General features: G+C 70.7%; 19 protein-coding genes. 6 read left to right on the forward strand and 13 right to left on the reverse strand.

Annotated elements, in window-relative coordinates; translation table 11 throughout:
• Positions 1-13: 13 nt before the first annotated feature.
• A complete protein-coding gene (locus tag DK389_RS23525) occupies positions 14-772 on the reverse strand; it encodes an SDR family oxidoreductase (RefSeq protein ID WP_109893230.1) in 759 nt (252 codons plus the stop codon).
• A gap of 41 nt (positions 773-813) precedes the next feature.
• On the opposite strand from DK389_RS23525, the gene DK389_RS32785 reads away from it, so the two are divergent.
• Together DK389_RS32785 and DK389_RS23530 are read left to right on the forward strand one after the other, a co-directional pair.
• Positions 814-1,038, forward strand: coding sequence for a hypothetical protein (locus DK389_RS32785; RefSeq protein ID WP_162560806.1), 225 nt, complete (start codon positions 814-816; stop codon positions 1,036-1,038).
• A gap of 11 nt (positions 1,039-1,049) precedes the next feature.
• Positions 1,050-1,988 (forward strand): MBL fold metallo-hydrolase, encoded by a 939-nt coding sequence (locus DK389_RS23530; protein WP_162560807.1) that lies wholly within the window; start codon positions 1,050-1,052, stop codon positions 1,986-1,988.
• Between the two features lie 145 nt (positions 1,989-2,133).
• Here DK389_RS23530 and DK389_RS23535 read toward each other — a convergent pair whose 3' ends face one another.
• The 7 genes from DK389_RS23535 to DK389_RS23565 all read right to left on the reverse strand — a co-directional run bounded on the left by DK389_RS23535 (position 2,134) and on the right by DK389_RS23565 (position 8,092).
• Positions 2,134-2,565 (reverse strand): hypothetical protein, encoded by a 432-nt coding sequence (locus DK389_RS23535; RefSeq protein ID WP_162560808.1) that lies wholly within the window; start codon positions 2,563-2,565, stop codon positions 2,134-2,136.
• Positions 2,566-2,741: 176 nt separating this feature from the next.
• Positions 2,742-3,515, reverse strand: a complete 774-nt coding sequence (locus DK389_RS23540) for a ferredoxin--NADP reductase (RefSeq protein ID WP_109893234.1) — start codon at positions 3,513-3,515, stop codon at positions 2,742-2,744.
• Between the two features lie 24 nt (positions 3,516-3,539).
• The gene (gene fdxA / locus DK389_RS23545) at positions 3,540-3,878 is read right to left on the reverse strand and encodes a ferredoxin FdxA (protein WP_109893236.1); all 339 of its coding nucleotides are present in this window, start codon (positions 3,876-3,878) and stop codon (positions 3,540-3,542) included.
• Between the two features lie 28 nt (positions 3,879-3,906).
• A complete protein-coding gene (locus tag DK389_RS23550) occupies positions 3,907-4,767 on the reverse strand; it encodes an ABC transporter ATP-binding protein (RefSeq protein WP_109893238.1) in 861 nt (286 codons plus the stop codon).
• A 65-nt stretch (positions 4,768-4,832) separates the two neighbouring features.
• Positions 4,833-5,720: an ABC transporter permease gene (locus DK389_RS23555; RefSeq protein WP_194075103.1), complete on the reverse strand. Its 888-nt coding sequence runs from the start codon at positions 5,718-5,720 to the stop codon at positions 4,833-4,835.
• 4 nt (positions 5,721-5,724) lie between these two features.
• On the reverse strand, positions 5,725-7,149 hold the full coding sequence (locus DK389_RS23560) for an ABC transporter substrate-binding protein (RefSeq protein WP_109893242.1): 1,425 nt from the start codon (positions 7,147-7,149) through the stop codon (positions 5,725-5,727).
• A gap of 166 nt (positions 7,150-7,315) precedes the next feature.
• The gene (locus tag DK389_RS23565) at positions 7,316-8,092 is read right to left on the reverse strand and encodes a Crp/Fnr family transcriptional regulator (protein WP_194075104.1); all 777 of its coding nucleotides are present in this window, start codon (positions 8,090-8,092) and stop codon (positions 7,316-7,318) included.
• A 288-nt stretch (positions 8,093-8,380) separates the two neighbouring features.
• Between DK389_RS23565 and DK389_RS33495 the strand changes: the two genes are divergently transcribed.
• Positions 8,381-8,557 (forward strand): hypothetical protein, encoded by a 177-nt coding sequence (locus tag DK389_RS33495; RefSeq protein ID WP_194075105.1) that lies wholly within the window; start codon positions 8,381-8,383, stop codon positions 8,555-8,557.
• Between the two features lie 47 nt (positions 8,558-8,604).
• Here DK389_RS33495 and DK389_RS23570 read toward each other — a convergent pair whose 3' ends face one another.
• Positions 8,605-9,951, reverse strand: coding sequence for a methyl-accepting chemotaxis protein (locus DK389_RS23570; RefSeq protein ID WP_109893246.1), 1,347 nt, complete (start codon positions 9,949-9,951; stop codon positions 8,605-8,607).
• A gap of 475 nt (positions 9,952-10,426) precedes the next feature.
• Positions 10,427-10,876 (reverse strand): Ros/MucR family transcriptional regulator, encoded by a 450-nt coding sequence (locus DK389_RS23575; RefSeq protein WP_109893248.1) that lies wholly within the window; start codon positions 10,874-10,876, stop codon positions 10,427-10,429.
• 259 nt (positions 10,877-11,135) lie between these two features.
• On the opposite strand from DK389_RS23575, the gene DK389_RS23580 reads away from it, so the two are divergent.
• Both DK389_RS23580 and DK389_RS23585 read left to right on the forward strand, forming a co-directional pair.
• Positions 11,136-11,429: an ArsR/SmtB family transcription factor gene (locus tag DK389_RS23580; RefSeq protein ID WP_109896774.1), complete on the forward strand. Its 294-nt coding sequence runs from the start codon at positions 11,136-11,138 to the stop codon at positions 11,427-11,429.
• An 85-nt stretch (positions 11,430-11,514) separates the two neighbouring features.
• Positions 11,515-12,264 carry an SDR family NAD(P)-dependent oxidoreductase gene (locus DK389_RS23585; RefSeq protein ID WP_109893250.1) on the forward strand — a complete coding sequence of 250 codons (750 nt, stop codon included), beginning with the start codon at positions 11,515-11,517 and terminating at the stop codon, positions 12,262-12,264.
• A 74-nt stretch (positions 12,265-12,338) separates the two neighbouring features.
• On the opposite strand, the gene DK389_RS34525 is transcribed toward DK389_RS23585, so the two are convergent.
• A complete protein-coding gene (locus DK389_RS34525) occupies positions 12,339-12,821 on the reverse strand; it encodes a hypothetical protein (RefSeq protein WP_236960302.1) in 483 nt (160 codons plus the stop codon).
• Positions 12,822-12,982: 161 nt separating this feature from the next.
• Between DK389_RS34525 and rnhA the strand changes: the two genes are divergently transcribed.
• Complete coding sequence (rnhA, locus tag DK389_RS23595) at positions 12,983-13,678, forward strand: ribonuclease HI (RefSeq protein ID WP_109893252.1); 696 nt, start codon at positions 12,983-12,985, stop codon at positions 13,676-13,678.
• A 21-nt stretch (positions 13,679-13,699) separates the two neighbouring features.
• Here rnhA and DK389_RS23600 read toward each other — a convergent pair whose 3' ends face one another.
• Complete coding sequence (locus tag DK389_RS23600; RefSeq protein ID WP_109893254.1) at positions 13,700-14,212, reverse strand: YidB family protein; 513 nt, start codon at positions 14,210-14,212, stop codon at positions 13,700-13,702.
• A gap of 58 nt (positions 14,213-14,270) precedes the next feature.
• Complete coding sequence (locus DK389_RS23605) at positions 14,271-15,719, reverse strand: sensor histidine kinase (protein ID WP_109893256.1); 1,449 nt, start codon at positions 15,717-15,719, stop codon at positions 14,271-14,273.
• Between the last annotated feature and the right edge of the window lie 49 nt (positions 15,720-15,768).

Here is a 15,768-nt window from a genome sequence, read left to right on the forward strand (position 1 = left end):
GGCGCGCTCCGCCTCAGGCCGGGCGCTTCGGCTGCGATGCCAGCCAATCCGCGAAGCGCGTGTCGGAGAGCCAGGCACCATCGACGGGGATCAGCGAGCGGTCGTCGATGACGACGCCGAAATAGTCTGCTTCGTCGTCGGCCGCGATCTCCCGCTCGTCCCCGACGCCCCGCAGGTAGCGCCTCACGAGTTCGACGAGGGGCAGGCGCTCCGGACCGGCAACCTCGACCATCGCGTTGAGGGGCTGCCCGAGGGCGGCTTCCGCGACCTTGGCCGCCACGTCGGCCGATGCGATGGGCTGAATCGGCGCGGAGGTCGCGCGGTTGACGCCGCCGGCGGTGGCCGCGGCGGCGATCGCGCCGACGAATTCGAAGAACTGCGTCGCGCGGACGATGGTCCAGGGGATGCCCGCCGCGGCGATCAGCTCTTCCTGAGCGAGCTTCGCCCGGAAATAGCCGCTGTCCAGCAGCCGCTCCGTCCCGACCACCGACAGGGCGACGTGATGCGTGACCCCTGCTGCCGTCTCGGCCGCGGCGAGGTTGTCGCTGGAACGCGTGAAGAACGCCATCGCCGGCTCGCTCTCGAACGAGGGCGCGTTCGCCACGTCGACCACGACGCTGGCGCCCCTCAGCGCGTCCGCCAGCCCCTCGCCGGTCACCGCATCGACGCCGGTCCTGGGCGATGCGGCGAGAACCTCGTGGCCCCGGCCCTTCAAGGCGGCGACGACCTGCGACCCGATCAATCCGGTCCCACCGATGACGACGATCTTCATGGAGCCCTCCGTGCCCTCGTCCCGCTCCGGCCGGAGCGATCATGAAGCAGGACGAGAGAGGGGCCACGCCGTGTGACATCGGCGTCGAGAAACGGACGAACCTCCGGATCGCGGGCAGGATCCGGGCGGGCGACAGTCCCGCGCTCGCATCGCCGCCTTCGCCGGACATCTTTCGTGGCGATGTCACAGTCACGCCCACCCACCTCGTCCTGTTCGCACGGCGCGCATGGTGTCGTCCGGGCAGGCCGGACGCCCGCGCCTCATGAGAGGACTGGACATGACGAACATGGTGATGGGCGAAACGGGGTCGAAGACTGTCACGCCACTGCCCCAGGGGCCGGACGAGCTGGTTCCGTCGCGCTATGCCCTGCGCATCGGCGCGATCGACGTGATGGTGATCAGCGACGGGGTGCTGCCGCTCCCGACCGCGATGCTGGCCCACAACGCGGATCCGGCCGTCCGCGCGGCGTGGCTCGACGACATGTTCCTGCCGCCGGACGCGTTCGACTGGCCGCTGAACGTGGTCGTGCTGCGGAGCGGCGGCCGGACCATCCTCATCGACGCCGGGCTCGGGCTGGACCCGAACCTGGACCTGCCGCGGGCCGGGCAGGTGGTCAGGCGCCTCGACGCCGCCGGCATCGATCTCGCCTCCGTGACCGACGTGGTGCTGACCCACCTCCACATGGACCATATCGGCGGGCTGCTCGTCGACGGCGTGCAGGAGCGGCTGCGACCCGACCTGCGGATCCACGTGGCGGCCGCCGAGGTCGAATTCTGGGAGGCGCCCGATTTCTCCCACACCGCCATGCCGCCGGGCTTCCCCGACGCGCTCCGGTCGGCCGCCAAGCGCTTCGTGGGCACGTACCGCCGGCATCTGCGGACGTTCGACGAGGCGTTCGAGGTGGCGCCGGGCGTCGTCGTCCGCCGTACCGGCGGCCATACGCCGGGGCACAGCGTGGTCCGCCTGGCATCGGGCGGCGACCGGTTGACCTTCGCGGGCGACGCCGTGTTCTCGGTCGGGTTCGAGCAGCCCGACTGGCACAACGGCTTCGAGCACGACCCGGAGGAGGCCGCCCGCGTCCGGATCCGGCTCCTGCGCGAGCTGGCGGCGACCGGCGAGGCGCTGGTGGCCACCCACCTGCCGTTTCCCTCCATCGGCCGGGTGGCGGTCGACGGCGACGTCTTCCGCTTCGTGCCGGCCTTCTGGGATTACTGATCGACCCTCGGGTAGGAACCGACCGGGCGGGCGACATCCCGCCCGCGTCCGCACCGGGGCCGGAGGTCGGCATCCCCGGGCCTGTCCCGCGGAGCCCCGTGTCGCGGTGGTCGTCACTCCGGCGGGCTCGGGCCGGATCGAGCGCCTACCGGCACGGATCGGGTGAGAGGGCGAGTTCGGCCAAGGGCCCGTCGTAGATGGCCGTCTCGCCGATCTCGCCGCCGGCGTGCCGCTTGGTCCAGTCGACGCCCGGGGCCTTCGAGCCCTTCCACGACAGCCCCTTCACCGGCGGTGAGGCGGAGGGCGTGACATCGAAGCGGACCGTGAAGCGCTCGGCTCCGTAGGCGACCTCGACGGCATCCCATTGCTCCTCGCCCGCATGCCGGATCTCCCGGAGGGTCTTGCCGATCAGGTCTCGTCGCGTCATCGGGCGGAGAGACGAGATCGGCCTCGCGTCCAGCACCGTGTAGGTTCTGGGGCATTCCCACTTCGTCTCAGCCGGCGTCGGCCCGCGGGTGTCGAGGAGGTTCCAGGCGAGGGCGGATCCCGCGATCGCGAACAGGCGGACGAAAGGCATCACGGATGCCACCTTGCCGCTGGAGGACCAGCGCCGCGCTCAGGTCGGATCGGATGCTGTGCCCGCCGGAAGGGGCAGGCAATCCTCTGTGCAGTTGCGCGCAGGAGCTTGGCGGACGATCCGCCGCTTCGCGCAGCTCAAGGTGAAGCCGTCCGCGAAGCGTGGGGCAAGACCGCCTATTTCTCGACGAAGGCCTTCTCGATGACGAAGTGCCCGGCCTCGCCGTGGTTGCCCTCCTCGTAGCCGCCCTCAGTCAGGAGCTGGCGCGTGTCGCGGATCATCTCCGGGCTGCCGCACAGCATGAACCGGTCCGCCTCCCGGCTCATCGCCGGCAGGCCCACATCCGCAAACAGCTTGCCCGACACCATCAGGTCGGTGATCCGGCCCCGGTTGCGGAACGGCTCGCGCGTCACGGTGGGATAGTAGACCAGCTGCTGGCTGATCATGTCGCCCAGGAACTCGTGGCGCGGCAGATCCTGCGTGATCGTCTCGCCGTAGGCGAGCTCGGAGACCTGCCGGCAGCCATGCACCAGCACCACGCGCTCGAAGCGCTCGTAGGTCTCCGGGTCCTTGATGATCGACAGGAACGGCGCCAGCCCCGTGCCGGTGCCGAGGAGGTAGAGGTGGCGGCCCGGCAGCAGGTTGTCGAGCACCAGCGTGCCGGTCGGCTTCTTGCCGACCATGATCGGATCGCCGACCTTGAGGTGCTGGAGCTTGCTCGTCAGCGGGCCGTTCGGGACCTTGATGGAGAAGAACTCCAGCTCCTCCTCGTAATTGGCCGAGACCACCGAGTAGGCGCGCAGGAGCGGCCGGCCCTCGACCTCGATGCCGATCATGGTGAACTCGCCGTTGCGGAAGCGGAACGAGGGGTCGCGGGTGGTGCGGAAGGAGAACAGCGTGTCCGTCCAGTGGTGCACCGACAGCACCCGCTCCTCGTTGTGCTTGCTCATGGGTCGATCCTCCGGTTGGCGGTGTCAGGCGGCGGCGGGGTCCTGCGTGCCGAAGGCCTGCGCGAGCTTGCCGACCTGGCCGTCGAAGGCGGCAGCCTCCGGGTCCGGATCGATCTTCTCGCTGATGTTCGGCCACAGGGCGGCATACTTGGCGTTGAGGGCGATCCAGCCTTCGAGCCCCGGCTCGGTGTCGGCCTTGATCGCGTCGGCCGGGCATTCGGGCTCGCAGACGCCGCAATCGATGCACTCGTCGGGGTTGATCACCAGCATCGTCTCGCCGACGTAGAAGCAATCGACGGGGCAGACCTCGACGCAGTCGGTGTACTTGCACCGGATGCAGTTCTCGGTGACGACGTAGGTCATGCGCGTGTCCTGTTGAGAGGTGCCGGCGTCAGAGCACGGCGGCGAGGTCCTGGCCCTCGAGGTTGATGGCAAGGCCCTTCAGCGCCTCGGCGTTCACCTCGCCGCCCATGGCGCGCAGGCTCTCCTCGCGGATGAGCGACATCAGCCCGCGGCGCAGGCCGAGGAATTCCGAGGACAGGGTCATGGCGGGCTGGCGCGGGCGCGGCAGCGGGATCGCGACCTCGGCCTTGATGGTGCCGGGGCGCGCCGTCATCACGTAGATGCGGTCGGAGAGGAAGATCGCCTCGTCGATGTCGTGGGTCACGAACAGCACCGAGATCTTCAGGCGCTGCCACATGTTGGTGAGGATCTGCTGCATGATGAGCCGGGTCTGCGCGTCGAGCGCGCCGAAGGGCTCGTCGAGGAGCAGGATGCGCGGGCCGGTGGCCAGCGCCCGCACGATGCCCACGCGCTGCTTCATGCCTCCGGAGAGCCGGTCGGGATAGTGGTTCTCGAACGGCGTCAGCCCGGCGAGCCCGAGCAGCGTGCGGGCCTGCCGCTGGCGCTCGCCGCGCGGGATGCCCTTCATCTTCAGGCCGAACTCGACGTTCTCGCGAACGGTCTTCCAGGGAAACAGCGAGTATTGCTGGAAGATCATGCCCCGCTCGGCGCTCGGGCCGGAGACGGGCTCGCCGTCGACGCTGACGCGCCCGGCCGTGGGTTTCAGGAAGCCCGCCAGCGCGTTGAGCAGTGTCGACTTCCCGCAGCCCGAAGGTCCGATGATCGAGACGAACTCGCCGGGGCTGACGGTGACGGCGACGTCGGAGACGGCCTCGACCGCGCCCTCCAGGGTCTCGTAGCGCAAGCTGAAGTCGCGGACCTCGATGAGGCCCCGGGCCGGTCCGGCCATGGCAGGCTCCTGACGATGCGGGTGAGTGGGCGGGGCGCTTCGGCTCGCCCCGCCGGGACGGGGACTCAGCGGGCCGCGCTCCAGGGCATGAGGAGGCGGCCGAGGATGCGGATGGCGAAGCTGGAGACGAGGCCGAGCACGCCGATCGTGATCATGCCGAGCGCGATGTCGGCGTACTGGACGAGGGAGTAGGCCTCCCAGGTGAAGTAGCCGATGCCGAACTGGCCGGAGATCATCTCGGCCGCGATCAGCGAGACCCAGGCGACGCCCATCCCGACCGTGAGGCCGGTGAAGATCTGCGGCAGGGAGGCCGGCAGGTAGACCTCGCGGAACAGGGCCCTCTCGCCGGCGCCGAGGCAGCGGGCCGCGCGCGTCAGCACCGGATCGACCGAGGCCATGCCCTGCAGGGTGTTGATCAGGATCGGGAAGAACGAGCCGAGGAAGGTGATGAAGACGATCGAGCCTTCGTTCGTCGGCCAGAGCATGATCGCCATCGGCACCCAGGCGATGGCCGGGATCGGGCGCAGCACCTCGCAGACCGGGAAGGCGATCTCGCGCAGGGTGCGGAAGCGGCCCATCAGCAGCCCGAGCGGGACGGCGACGCCCGCTGCCAGCAGGAAGCCGAACAGGATGCGGCGGCAGCTCATCAGCACGTGGTCGCCGAACATCGGGTTCCTCAGCGCCACGAGCGCCCGCTCCAGCACGGTCTCCGGCGTCGGCACGTTGACGAAGCGGACGTAGAACGTGACGCGGTTGGCGGTCAGGACCTGCCAGGCCGCGACGAAGAGGGCGAGCGAGACGAGCCCGATCAGCACGGCGCGGATCTGGCCGCGGTTGAGCCGCAGCCAGCGGCGGACGAGGCCGTCCCTGAGCGGTGCGGCCTGCCTCGCCGGCTCCGGGCGCAGCGTGACGGGCGCCTCGGCGGCGGCGGAGCGGAGGGCGACGGCTTCCATCGGGCTAGCCTCCCGTAACGGCGGATTTGAGGGCATCCGCGAAGGGAAGGACCTTGCCGCCCCCGGCGCCCGCCGCGGCCTCGGCGTCCTGCTTGAGGAGGTAGGGCGACAGGCCGCCCCTTCCGTCGGTGACGTAGAACGCCTCGCTCGCGAAGAGCTTGATGCCGCGCGCGGTGTCGAAGACGTAGGCGACGTTGATCTCCTCGCCCTTGGCCTTCATCTCGCCGAGGGCGCCGAGGGTGCAGGCGGCGCTGGAATAGGGCTGGATGGCGCCGCCCTTCACCCAGATCTCGCCCGCCTTGCGCGGCTCGGAGATCGGCGTCTTGCAGTAGGTGTCCTCGCCCGAGACCTCGTAATTCGCGGTGCTCGCCCGCTCCCGCTCGTAGTCGAGGCCGCGCTCGGAGAAGACCTTGCGGAGATAGCCGTCGTTGACCCAGGTGCCGACGTCGAACTCCTTGATGCGGTCGAGCTTCTGCAGGACCTTCACGTCCTCGCGGGCCGCCTCCACCAGCGGCGCCTTGATGGTCGGGTCGATCGTCATGATGCCGCCGGGACCGAGGAAGATGTAGACGACCTCCTTGTCGGTCCCGGTCCAGGCGGCGATCTGCTCAGCCGCGCGCTTCGGGTCGGCCTTCACCCAGTCGCGGGCGTCGAGCACGGCCTTGAGGTAGGCCTCGACGATCTCCGGATAGAGCTTGGCGAAATCCGTGCGCACCACGACCCCGTGCCAGGTCGGCAGCTTCGTCTCGACGCCGTCGAAGATCTTGCGGGCGAAGCCCCGGAAGGGCAGCAGCTCGGCGAAGGGCACGAAATCGGCGTGCGCGTCGATCTTCTTCTCCTGGAGGTTCGTCGAGCCGACCTCCGGGCTCTGGCTGACGAGGCGCATCCAGGTCGCCGGATAGCCCTTGTCCTGCAGGGCCTTGAGCACCATCCCGTGGGCGGCCGAGCCGAAGGGCACGCTGACGAGCTTGCCCTTGAGATCCTCGAAGGAGAAGTACTCCGAGTCCTTGTGGACGACGATGCCGTTGCCGGAGCCGTGGAGATTGTAGGCCGCGACCGAGATCAGCTCGGACTGGCTCTCGGGGTTGTTCCGGAAGGTGAAGCCGTTGACGACGAGGGGGTAGTCGCCCATCGCGCCGAACTGGAGCTTGCCGGCCATCATGCCGTTCGTGACCGGCGGGCCGGAGGTGAAGTTCTGCCAGTCGAGCCGGATCGTCATGCCCGCATACTTGCCGGTCGTCGGCAGGTGCTTCTCGAGGAGCTTGAGCTGGCGGATCACGACGCCGACCGTGGCGGTGTTCGTGGTCGTGTCCTGCGTGCCGATCCCGACGGTGAGCGTCGACTGGGCGCGGGCGGGGGCGGCAAGGCCCGCCAGGGCGAGCAGGGCGACCGCCGAGACCGATCCGCATCTGGATAACAACGAGGGCATCGCTTGCTCCACTTCGGCCGGGACGATGTCCGTTCGACATCCGGGGTCATGATCGGGGCCGGCATCCGGTCCGATCAAACGGAGAGAGGATTCGCGGGTCGATTAGTTGCGCAAAAAGCCGGGGTCCCCACGCCCCTGCCGCTTGTTTGGGCGGCACGCTCGCCGATTAGGCGGCCTCCTCGCCGCCGCGCATCCGGGCGAGCAGGTCCGGCCGCAGGATCACGATCTGCGAGCGCCGCGCGACGACGATGCCCTGCGCGGCGAGCCGCTTGAGGCTGATCGTCACCCATTGCCGGGTGGCCCCGACCATGTGGGCGAGGTCCGCGTGGGTGAAGGTCGCGGCGATCACGGTGCCGTCCTCCTCCTCGACGCCGTAGAGGTCGGCGAGGTGCAGGAGCAGGTGGGCGAGGCGCTCGGTGATCGAGCGGGTGCCGAGCATCTGCGCGAGCGCCGAGTAGCACTTGCCCTTGAAGGACAGGCCCTCGATCACGCCGAGGGCGAGCGCCGGGATCTGCGCGACGAGCCCCTGCAGGGCCTTGCCGGGCAGATGCAGCACGGTCGCGTTGCTCGCGGCCATGCCGGACCAGCTATGCACGCCGTTGCCGAACACCTCCGGCCCGCCGACGAAATTGCCGGGATACCAGTAGGCGAGCGTGATCTCGCGGCCGGACGGGGCGGTGTAGAAGACGCGCATGCGGCCGGTCTCGACGAGCCAGATCCCGTCATGCGGGGTGTCCTGGCTGAACAGGGTGGTGCCCCGGTAGAGGACCCGGCGCTGGCCCTTCGCCATGACGAGCGCCAGCTCCGGCTCGGTCAATCCCTGGAGGAGCGGGCGCGGGCCGTTGGGCTGGCGCTCGGTTTCCGTGAGGAGAAGCGCGCTGGCCTGCACCGGGGCGGCCGCGCCGCCGGCCGCGTGCGGGTTCCAGGTTCGCGCTGGGCTCATCTGCATCGCCGGTTCCTCGATTCGCTGCCTGCCGCGGCGCAGCAAACCTTGTACCAGCTCTAATCTGGGCATGTCGCCGGCGGGCTCGCGACGATCGGCGCAACATCTTTTCACGGAACGCGAATTTTGCCCGGACGCTCGTGCGCACTCCGCCCCGGCCGGACGGCGCGGAATCGCGCCCCGCGCAGGACGGTGAGGGCAGGGCCCGTTCGTGGCATGATGCCGAACCGGCATGCCGCTGGCCGTCCCCGGCCGCGGCGTGCCCGAGCCGCACGGGAGAACGCGCACATGGCGGACGAGCTCAACCAGGCCATGCAGGACGGCAAGGCGGCGAAACTCGCCGGCCTGCCCGTCTCGGCCAATCCCTACCGGGCGGGCTCCCAGGACAGCGCGGACTGGCTCGCCGGCTACGTCTTCGACGAGGAGGAGCAGAACGTCGACCGCCCGGAGGCCGACGAAGGCTGACGGCGGGGCCGGGCGGCCGCCGTCGCCCCCCTGGCGGGGGACGCGGGTCAGGCGGCCCGGTTCTGGGCGACGAGTTCGCTCATGGCCTGCTGGAGCGTCACCGCCTGCCCCGCGAGGGCGCGGGCGATGCCCAGCATCTCGCCGGCCGCGCCGCCGGCGACCTCCGCGGCGTGGCTGACGCCGTCGATGCTGCCGGCCACCTGCTGCGTGCCGGCCGCCGCCCGCGCCACGTTGCCCGCAATCTCCTGCGTGGCGGCCCGCTGCTGGTCGATCGCCGCGGCCATGGTCGCCGCCACCCGGTCCATCTCCCCGATCATCGCGGCGATCCGCCCGATCGCCGCGACGGCGCCCTGGGTCGCGCTCTGCATCGCGCCCACCTGCGCGGTGATCTCCTTGGTCGCCATGGCGGTCTGCCCGGCCAGCCCCTTCACCTCGGTGGCCACCACCGCAAAGCCGCGCCCCGCTTCCCCCGCCCGCGCCGCCTCGATCGTGGCGTTCAAGGCCAGCAGGTTCGTCTGGCCCGCGATGCTGGAGATCAGCGCCACCACGTCGCCGATCCGGCCCGCCGAGGCCGACAGGCTCTGTACCGTCGCATCCGTGTCCTGGGCCGTCTGGTTGGCCGTCTGGGCGATGTCCGCGGCCCGCGAGACCTGGGCGGCGACCTCGTTCAGCGAGGCGGAGAGCTGCTCGGCGGCGGCGGCCACGCCGTCGACGTTGGCGGACGCCTCCTGCGAGGCCCCCGCGACGGAATGCGCGAGCTGCGCCGTCTCGCCGGTCGTCGCCACCATCGTCTCGGCCCGGCTGCTCACCGTGCCGGCGCCCGCCGTCACCGCCTCGGTGATCGCCTGGACCTTGTGCTGGAAGGCTTCGAGCTGTGCGAGCGCCGTGCGGCGCTCCTGCGCCTGCACCCGTGCATAGGTCTCCAGCAGAAGCTCGAGATCGAACCAGGCGACCTTCTCGAGGATCGCGGCGAGCGCCTGCCGGTTCGCCGCCTGCCGCAGGGCGAGGTGCCCGCTCAGGCCCGCGCCCAGCGGCCGGTCGAGACCGAGCTCCTTGGCGATGGCGCGCGAGACGGTGAAGTGGCAGACCGCGACCGCGTAGGCCGGCACGCCGCGCCGGCTGAAGGCGGTGGCGAGCCGCTCGGCGGAATCCTGGAACCCCGCCTTGAGCTCGCCGCCCGCCGCCCGCACCCAGTGGGCGACGCGGGCCTCGTGGACGTCGGGCAGCATGAGGGCGCGCTGGATCTCGGGCCAGGCGGCGAACTCGGCGTGAAGCTCGACGAGCAGCTGCGGCAGCCGGGTCCGCGCGAAGGCGGCGTGCTGCTGAAGCTGGGCGATGTCGTCGTCCGAGATGTGGAAGGCGGCGAAGCGATTCTGCTGCTCGATCTCACGCATGGCGATCTGATCCTCGTGGCGTTGAGGAGGGGAATACCGGGTTCGCGGCACGCATGTCGGGCGCTCACCGCCGCGGTGAGACCCCACTGAGGATCCGTCTCACGGCCGGATCCGGCCGCGACCTGCCCGCCGCGCGTGAGATCCCACACTCGCTGGCCGGCGAAGTCAGGACAGTCGCCGGGACGCCGTGAAGAAGTCGCCGCGAAATTGCTCGATCTTGGTTAACGAAAGATGAAATCGCCCGGGAGCAACTGAATATAATCAGGACAATAATGGTCCGGCGCGCCGGCGTCCCTGCTCAGATTTCAACTGTAGGGAATTTGGACGGGGATATAGAATAACTCTTAGTTATGAGCTGGTGCGCAATGGGCCGCGCCCCGGTCCCGTCGCGGGCGGTCAGGCGGCGGCCTGCCGGCGCGTCGACGCGACGCCCCGCAGGCCGCGGCGCGCGGGGCGGTCCAGCCGGGGCCCTGCCTCAATCCTCGCGCCGCGCGCGGCCGCTCTCCGGTCCGGCCTCGGCCATGCCGCCGGGGCGTCCGAGGCCGATCGACTTGGCGAGCTCGGAGCGCTGCGCAGCGTAGCTTGCTGCCACCATCGGGTAGTCGCCCGGCAGGCCGTAGCGCTGGCGATAGCTGTAGGGGTCGAGCCCGTGCGTCGAGAGGTGGCGCTTGAGCGTCTTGTAGGGCTTGCCGTCGATGAACGAGACCAGGGCGTCCGGCGTGATCGACTTGCGAATCTGCGCCGGCGTCGGCTTCTCGACCTCTTCTTCGGCGGGCTGCGGCGCGCCGCCCGCGAGGTTGTTCAGGGCCCCATGCACGCTCGCGATCAATGCAGGGATGTCGCTCGCAGCAACATGATTGTGCGCAATGTAAGCAGAGACGACCTCGGCCGTCATCTCCACTAATGCGTTACGCATCGCGCTCATGTCTCTTCGCACCCTCGTCTTGGCGATTTCAAGAAGGTCTGGCACATGAGCGCTGAAAGTTCATATGTCAACCATGTCGCGGGAACGGGGAGCGGGACCTGTCAGCCGCCGCCGAGATCGGCGCGCGTCGGCGGCGGCTCCCTCGCGCGCCGGGCTCCCGCGGGACATCAACCGGGCGCGCCAGATCCTTGTTATCGCGTGCGGATCGCGGCCGGCCGGAGTTCCCCTCGCCCGCCGCGTGCTCTATGCCTGCTCCGTCATGGGATCGCCTCCGACACCCCCGCTCACGGACCGTCAGTTCGCCCGAATCGCCCGCGCCCTCGCGGAGCCGCGGCGCTACGAGATCCTGAAGCAGGTCGGCCTCACGGGCGGATCGTGCCCCTGCGGCAGCCTGCACGAGAGCCAGAACGTCAGCGCGGCGACCCTCTCCCACCACGTCAAGGAACTCGAGACCGCCGGCCTCATCGAGATCCGGCGCGAGGGCAAGTTCGCCAGCCTGGTGCTGCAGCGTGATATCCTGAGCGCCTATCTGGCCCGGCTGGCGGAGATCTGAGCCGGGCCCTCCGCGTGCCGATTCGCACACGCAACACTTCGATGATCATCTAAATGTCGAAGAGAGGGGCGGCAGGAGACGAGTCATGGCGAGATTGCAGGGCAAGGTGGCGGTGGTCACGGGCGCCTCGAAGGGCATCGGCGCGGAGATCGCGCGGGCGCTGGCGGCCGAAGGGGCTGCCGTCGTCGTGAACTACGCCACGAGCGCGGAGGGCGCGGAGCGCGTCGTTCGCGCGGTCGAGGAGCGGGGAGGGCGGGCCGTCGCGATCCGCGCCGACGTCGCGCGAGCCGCGGAGGTCGAGCACCTGTTCGCGGAGACGAAGCGCGTCTTCGGCCCCGTCGACATCCTCGTGAACAACGCCGGCATCTACCGCTTCGCCCCGATCGAAGCGTTCAGCGAGGAGGAGTACCGCCGGCAGTTCGACACGAACGTGCTCGGGCTCCTCCTCGCGACGCAGCAGGCGGTGGGGCAGTTCGGCCCCGAGGGCGGCAGCGTGATCAATATCGGCTCCGCGGCGACCGCGCTCGCCCCGCCGGCGACCGCCGTCTACACGGCCACGAAGGCGGCGGTGGCCGCGATCACGCAGGTTCTCGCCAAGGAACTCGGGCCGCGCCGGATCCGGGTGAACACGATCTCGCCCGGCGGCGTCGAGACCGAGGGCGTCCACACGCTGGGGCTGATCGGCTCGGACATGGAGCGCGACATGGTGGCGAGGACGCCGCTCGGCCGGATGGGTCAGCCGGAGGACATCGCGGCGCTCGCGGTCTTCCTCGCCTCGCCCGAATCCCGGTGGATCACCGGCGAGGACATCCTGGCCTCGGGCGGCCTCCGCTAGGCGCTGCCGATCCGGGACCGCGGCAGCCCGAACGGGAAGGGGCGCGCCGCGGCGCCGGGCCGGATGGGGGCGCGTCAGGCAGCCCTGGCGCGATCCTGCGGGGCGCGCCCGGTCGAAGCGCCCGGCAGGTCGATGATCTGCATCTGCGCGAGGGCCGGGGCGGGGGCTTGCGCCGTCACTTCGCCAGTCATTTGGGCAGTGGCCTGAGCAGGGTCCCGGGCAGGCGCCTCGGCCGACGCCGCTGTCTCGCCCGAGCCGATGTCGGTCTCCGCCGTCTCGATGCGGGCATGCGCGAACAGGGCCGCGCCGACCTCCGCCCCGGCGGCCTTGATCAGCGCCGCCTCGCCGCAGGTGGCGGCGAGGCGCACACCGAGATGGTGCAGGCGCTCCCGCTCCACGCAATAGGCCGCGATCCGGGCGCGGCCGTATTCCGGCATGTGGGCGACGAGGCGCGCGAAGTCGGTCGCGTCGGCGCGGTAGAGCGCCGCGATCAGCTCGACCGGGATCGGGTATCGCGCGAGCGCCGTGGCTGTCGGTCGGAGCGGTGTGGGTGCCATCGTGATCCGAATCCCCTGCGGATGGGGAAGGATTGGTTCACGATGGTTAACGAAGGGTTGCGGGCCCGCTCGCGGGAAGGCCGCGGGACCGACGGCATCAACCATTCGTTTCCCACCTCCGGCTAGCAAGGGACGGCCCCGCACCCGAAGGACCCGCCGCCATGCGAACCGTTGTCTATGCCGATGGGGGCTGCGACCCCAATCCCGGCCCCGGCGGCTGGGGGGTCGTGATCTCGGCCCCGGACGGAGCCCTCGAACTCTGCGGCGGCGAGGCCGGAACCACCAACAACCGGATGGAGCTGACGGCGGCCATCCGGGCGCTCGAGCATTTCCCCGAGGGCGCTCCGATCGAGATGCGCTGCGACAGCCAGTACGTGATCAAGTCCGTCACCGAGTGGATGCGCGGCTGGAAGGCGAAGGGCTGGCGCACGACCACCGGCGAGGTGAAGAACGTCGACCTGATGAAGCGCCTCGACGAGCTCGCCGGCCGCCGCGACGTGCGCTGGACCTGGGTGCGCGGCCATGCCGGCGACCCGCTGAACGAGCGCGCCGATCGCCTGGCCGCGCAGGGACGCCGCGAGGCGCGCGGCCTGCCGCGGCAAGCCGTCCCGCAAGCCGTCCCGCAAGCCGCCCCGCTCCCGCCGCCCGCGCCGGGTGCCGCGGCGGGCGCGGGCCGCACGGCCCCGGTGCAGATCGAACTCGGGCTCGGGCTCGAGGTGGCGCGCGCTGCCAAGCGGGCCGGCACCACCCCCTCGGCCCTCGTCGAGGAGGCGGTGAGGCTCGTTCTGGCGCTCGGCCCCGAGGAGACAGCCCGATTGCAGGCGCAGTTCACGCCCCGGCCGACCCGCGCGGCCTGAGCGGGCCGGCGCGGGACGACCCTACTGGGCCGGCAGGCGCCCGTCCGGCGTGTACCGGTCGATCGCCTGCGGCAGGTCGCGGGAGAGGCGCGCGAGGAGATCCTCCCGCGACAGCCCGGTCCGCTGCGTGAGCGTGGCCAGCACGTCGGGGCCGATCGCGGTCTCGAGCTGCTGCGGGCTGATCTCCTCGTTCGGGCCGCTATTCACCCAGGATTGGGCCGCGGAGCCGTGCCCGGCCTGCTGGAAGCGCTCCAGCATCTCGCCGAGGCCGCTGTGCAGGAAGCCGCCCGCGCCGCCGGCGCCCGCATGGCCCGCGAGGCTGCCGAGGAGGCCGCCGAGGCCACCAGCCAGGCCGCCGCTCAGGGCGCCGCCGGCGCCGGCACCCGGGCCGGCCTGTCCGCCGGCCGCGCCGGCAGGGGCGGGGTCGGGCTGCCCGCGTCCGCCGAGAAACTCGGCGATCTTGTCCCGGTTCTGGTAGCCGGCCAGGGCGAGGAGGCCCAGGAGGGCCGTCATCGAGGGATATCCGTCACTCATCGTCAACCTCCGGTTGCCGAGCGAGCCCGATTCAGGCGCCGATCGGGCGGCGAGGATATCACACGGCGACGAGATCCTCCCGCTCGCGGGCCTGTTCGAGGGCGAGCGGCAGGGTGATGGTGAAGCGCGTGCCGGTGCCGGCCCCGCTCGCGAGCTCGATCCGTCCCTGCAGCCGGGAGACGACGAGGTTGAAGACGATGTGCAGGCCGAGGCCCGTGCTGCCCTGGTCGCGCCGCGTCGTGAAGAAGGGCTCGAACACCTTCTGGAGGTGGTCGGCCGGGATGCCGAGGCCGTCGTCGCTGAAGACGAGGCGCAGGCCGCTCTCGTCGAGGCGCGACACGGTGAGGTCGAGGTGGCCGGTCCGTCCCTCGGGGTAGGCGTGGATGACGGCGTTGAGGGCGAGGTTGCTGATCACCTGCGCGAGCGCGCCCGGATAGGAATCGAGGACGATCCCGTCCTCGCACTGGATCCGCATCTCGTGGCCCTTCCGGCGCAGCAGGGGCCCGAGGGTGCTCATCAGCTCCCGCAGCCAGGGCCCCAGCGCGAAGGCGCGCCGCTCCTCGTTGGCCTGATCGACCGCCACCTGCTTGAAGCTGGTGACGAGGTCGGCCGCCCGGGTGAGGTTCGAGAACAGGAGGCCCATCCCCTCCCGGAGCCGCGCGATGGCCAGCGTGAGGTCCGACCGGCGGACCTGCCCCGATTCGATGGTCCGCACGAACTGCTTCAGGTCGCCCTCGACCGCCGTCGAGGTGGTCAGCGCCAGTCCCAGCGGCGTGTTGATCTCGTGGGCGACGCCGGCCACGAGCTGTCCGAGCGAGGCGAGCTTCTCGGCCTGGACGAGATGGGCCTGGGCATCGCGCAATTCGGCGAGCGCCGCCTCGGAGCGCTCCTTCTCGCGGCGCAGGGCCCGCTCCGTCTGGAACTGGCGCCGGGCCCGGAATTCCCGCGCGCCGACGGCGTAGAGCGAGAGGGCGTAGGCCATGCCGATCTCGAAATTGTTCACGAAGCGCATGCCCGCCCGCTCGTGGACGGCGAAGGACTCGCACAGGGCGAAGCAGGTCCAGGTCAGGACGCAGAAGATCGCGAGCGAGGTCAGCCGGAGCGGCAGCAGCGTCGAGACGAACAGGATGACGATGATCATCCCCGCGGCCGCATGCTCGAAGCCGGGTTCGAGCTGGAGGTAGATCAGGCTGAGCACGCAGCCCGGCACGGCGCAGTAGGCGAGGTAGATCGACTCCGCCGAGCCCTGCGCGGGCCGCGACCCCAGCGCGGCCGTGAGCGGCAGCAGCACGAGACCGGCGACCGCGAGCCGGATCGCCAGGGTCGTGGTCCAGGCGGCGGGATCGAGGATCCAGTCCCAGACCGCGAAGGCGCAGTAGACGAAGGCGCCGAGCAGCATCGCGGCCCGCGTGCGGCCGAGATCGTCGAGGGTGAAATGCCGGACGAAGTCGCGCTCGTCGGCGGGCTGCTCGAACCGCAGGCCGAGCTGGATCAGTGGCTTGTGCATCACGCGGGCGACGCTCGCTTCACGGAGGCGCGCAGGGTCGAACGGCGCG

Origin of the sequence: Methylobacterium durans, assembly GCF_003173715.1 — a bacterium.
Lineage (GTDB): Bacteria > Pseudomonadota > Alphaproteobacteria > Rhizobiales > Beijerinckiaceae > Methylobacterium > Methylobacterium durans.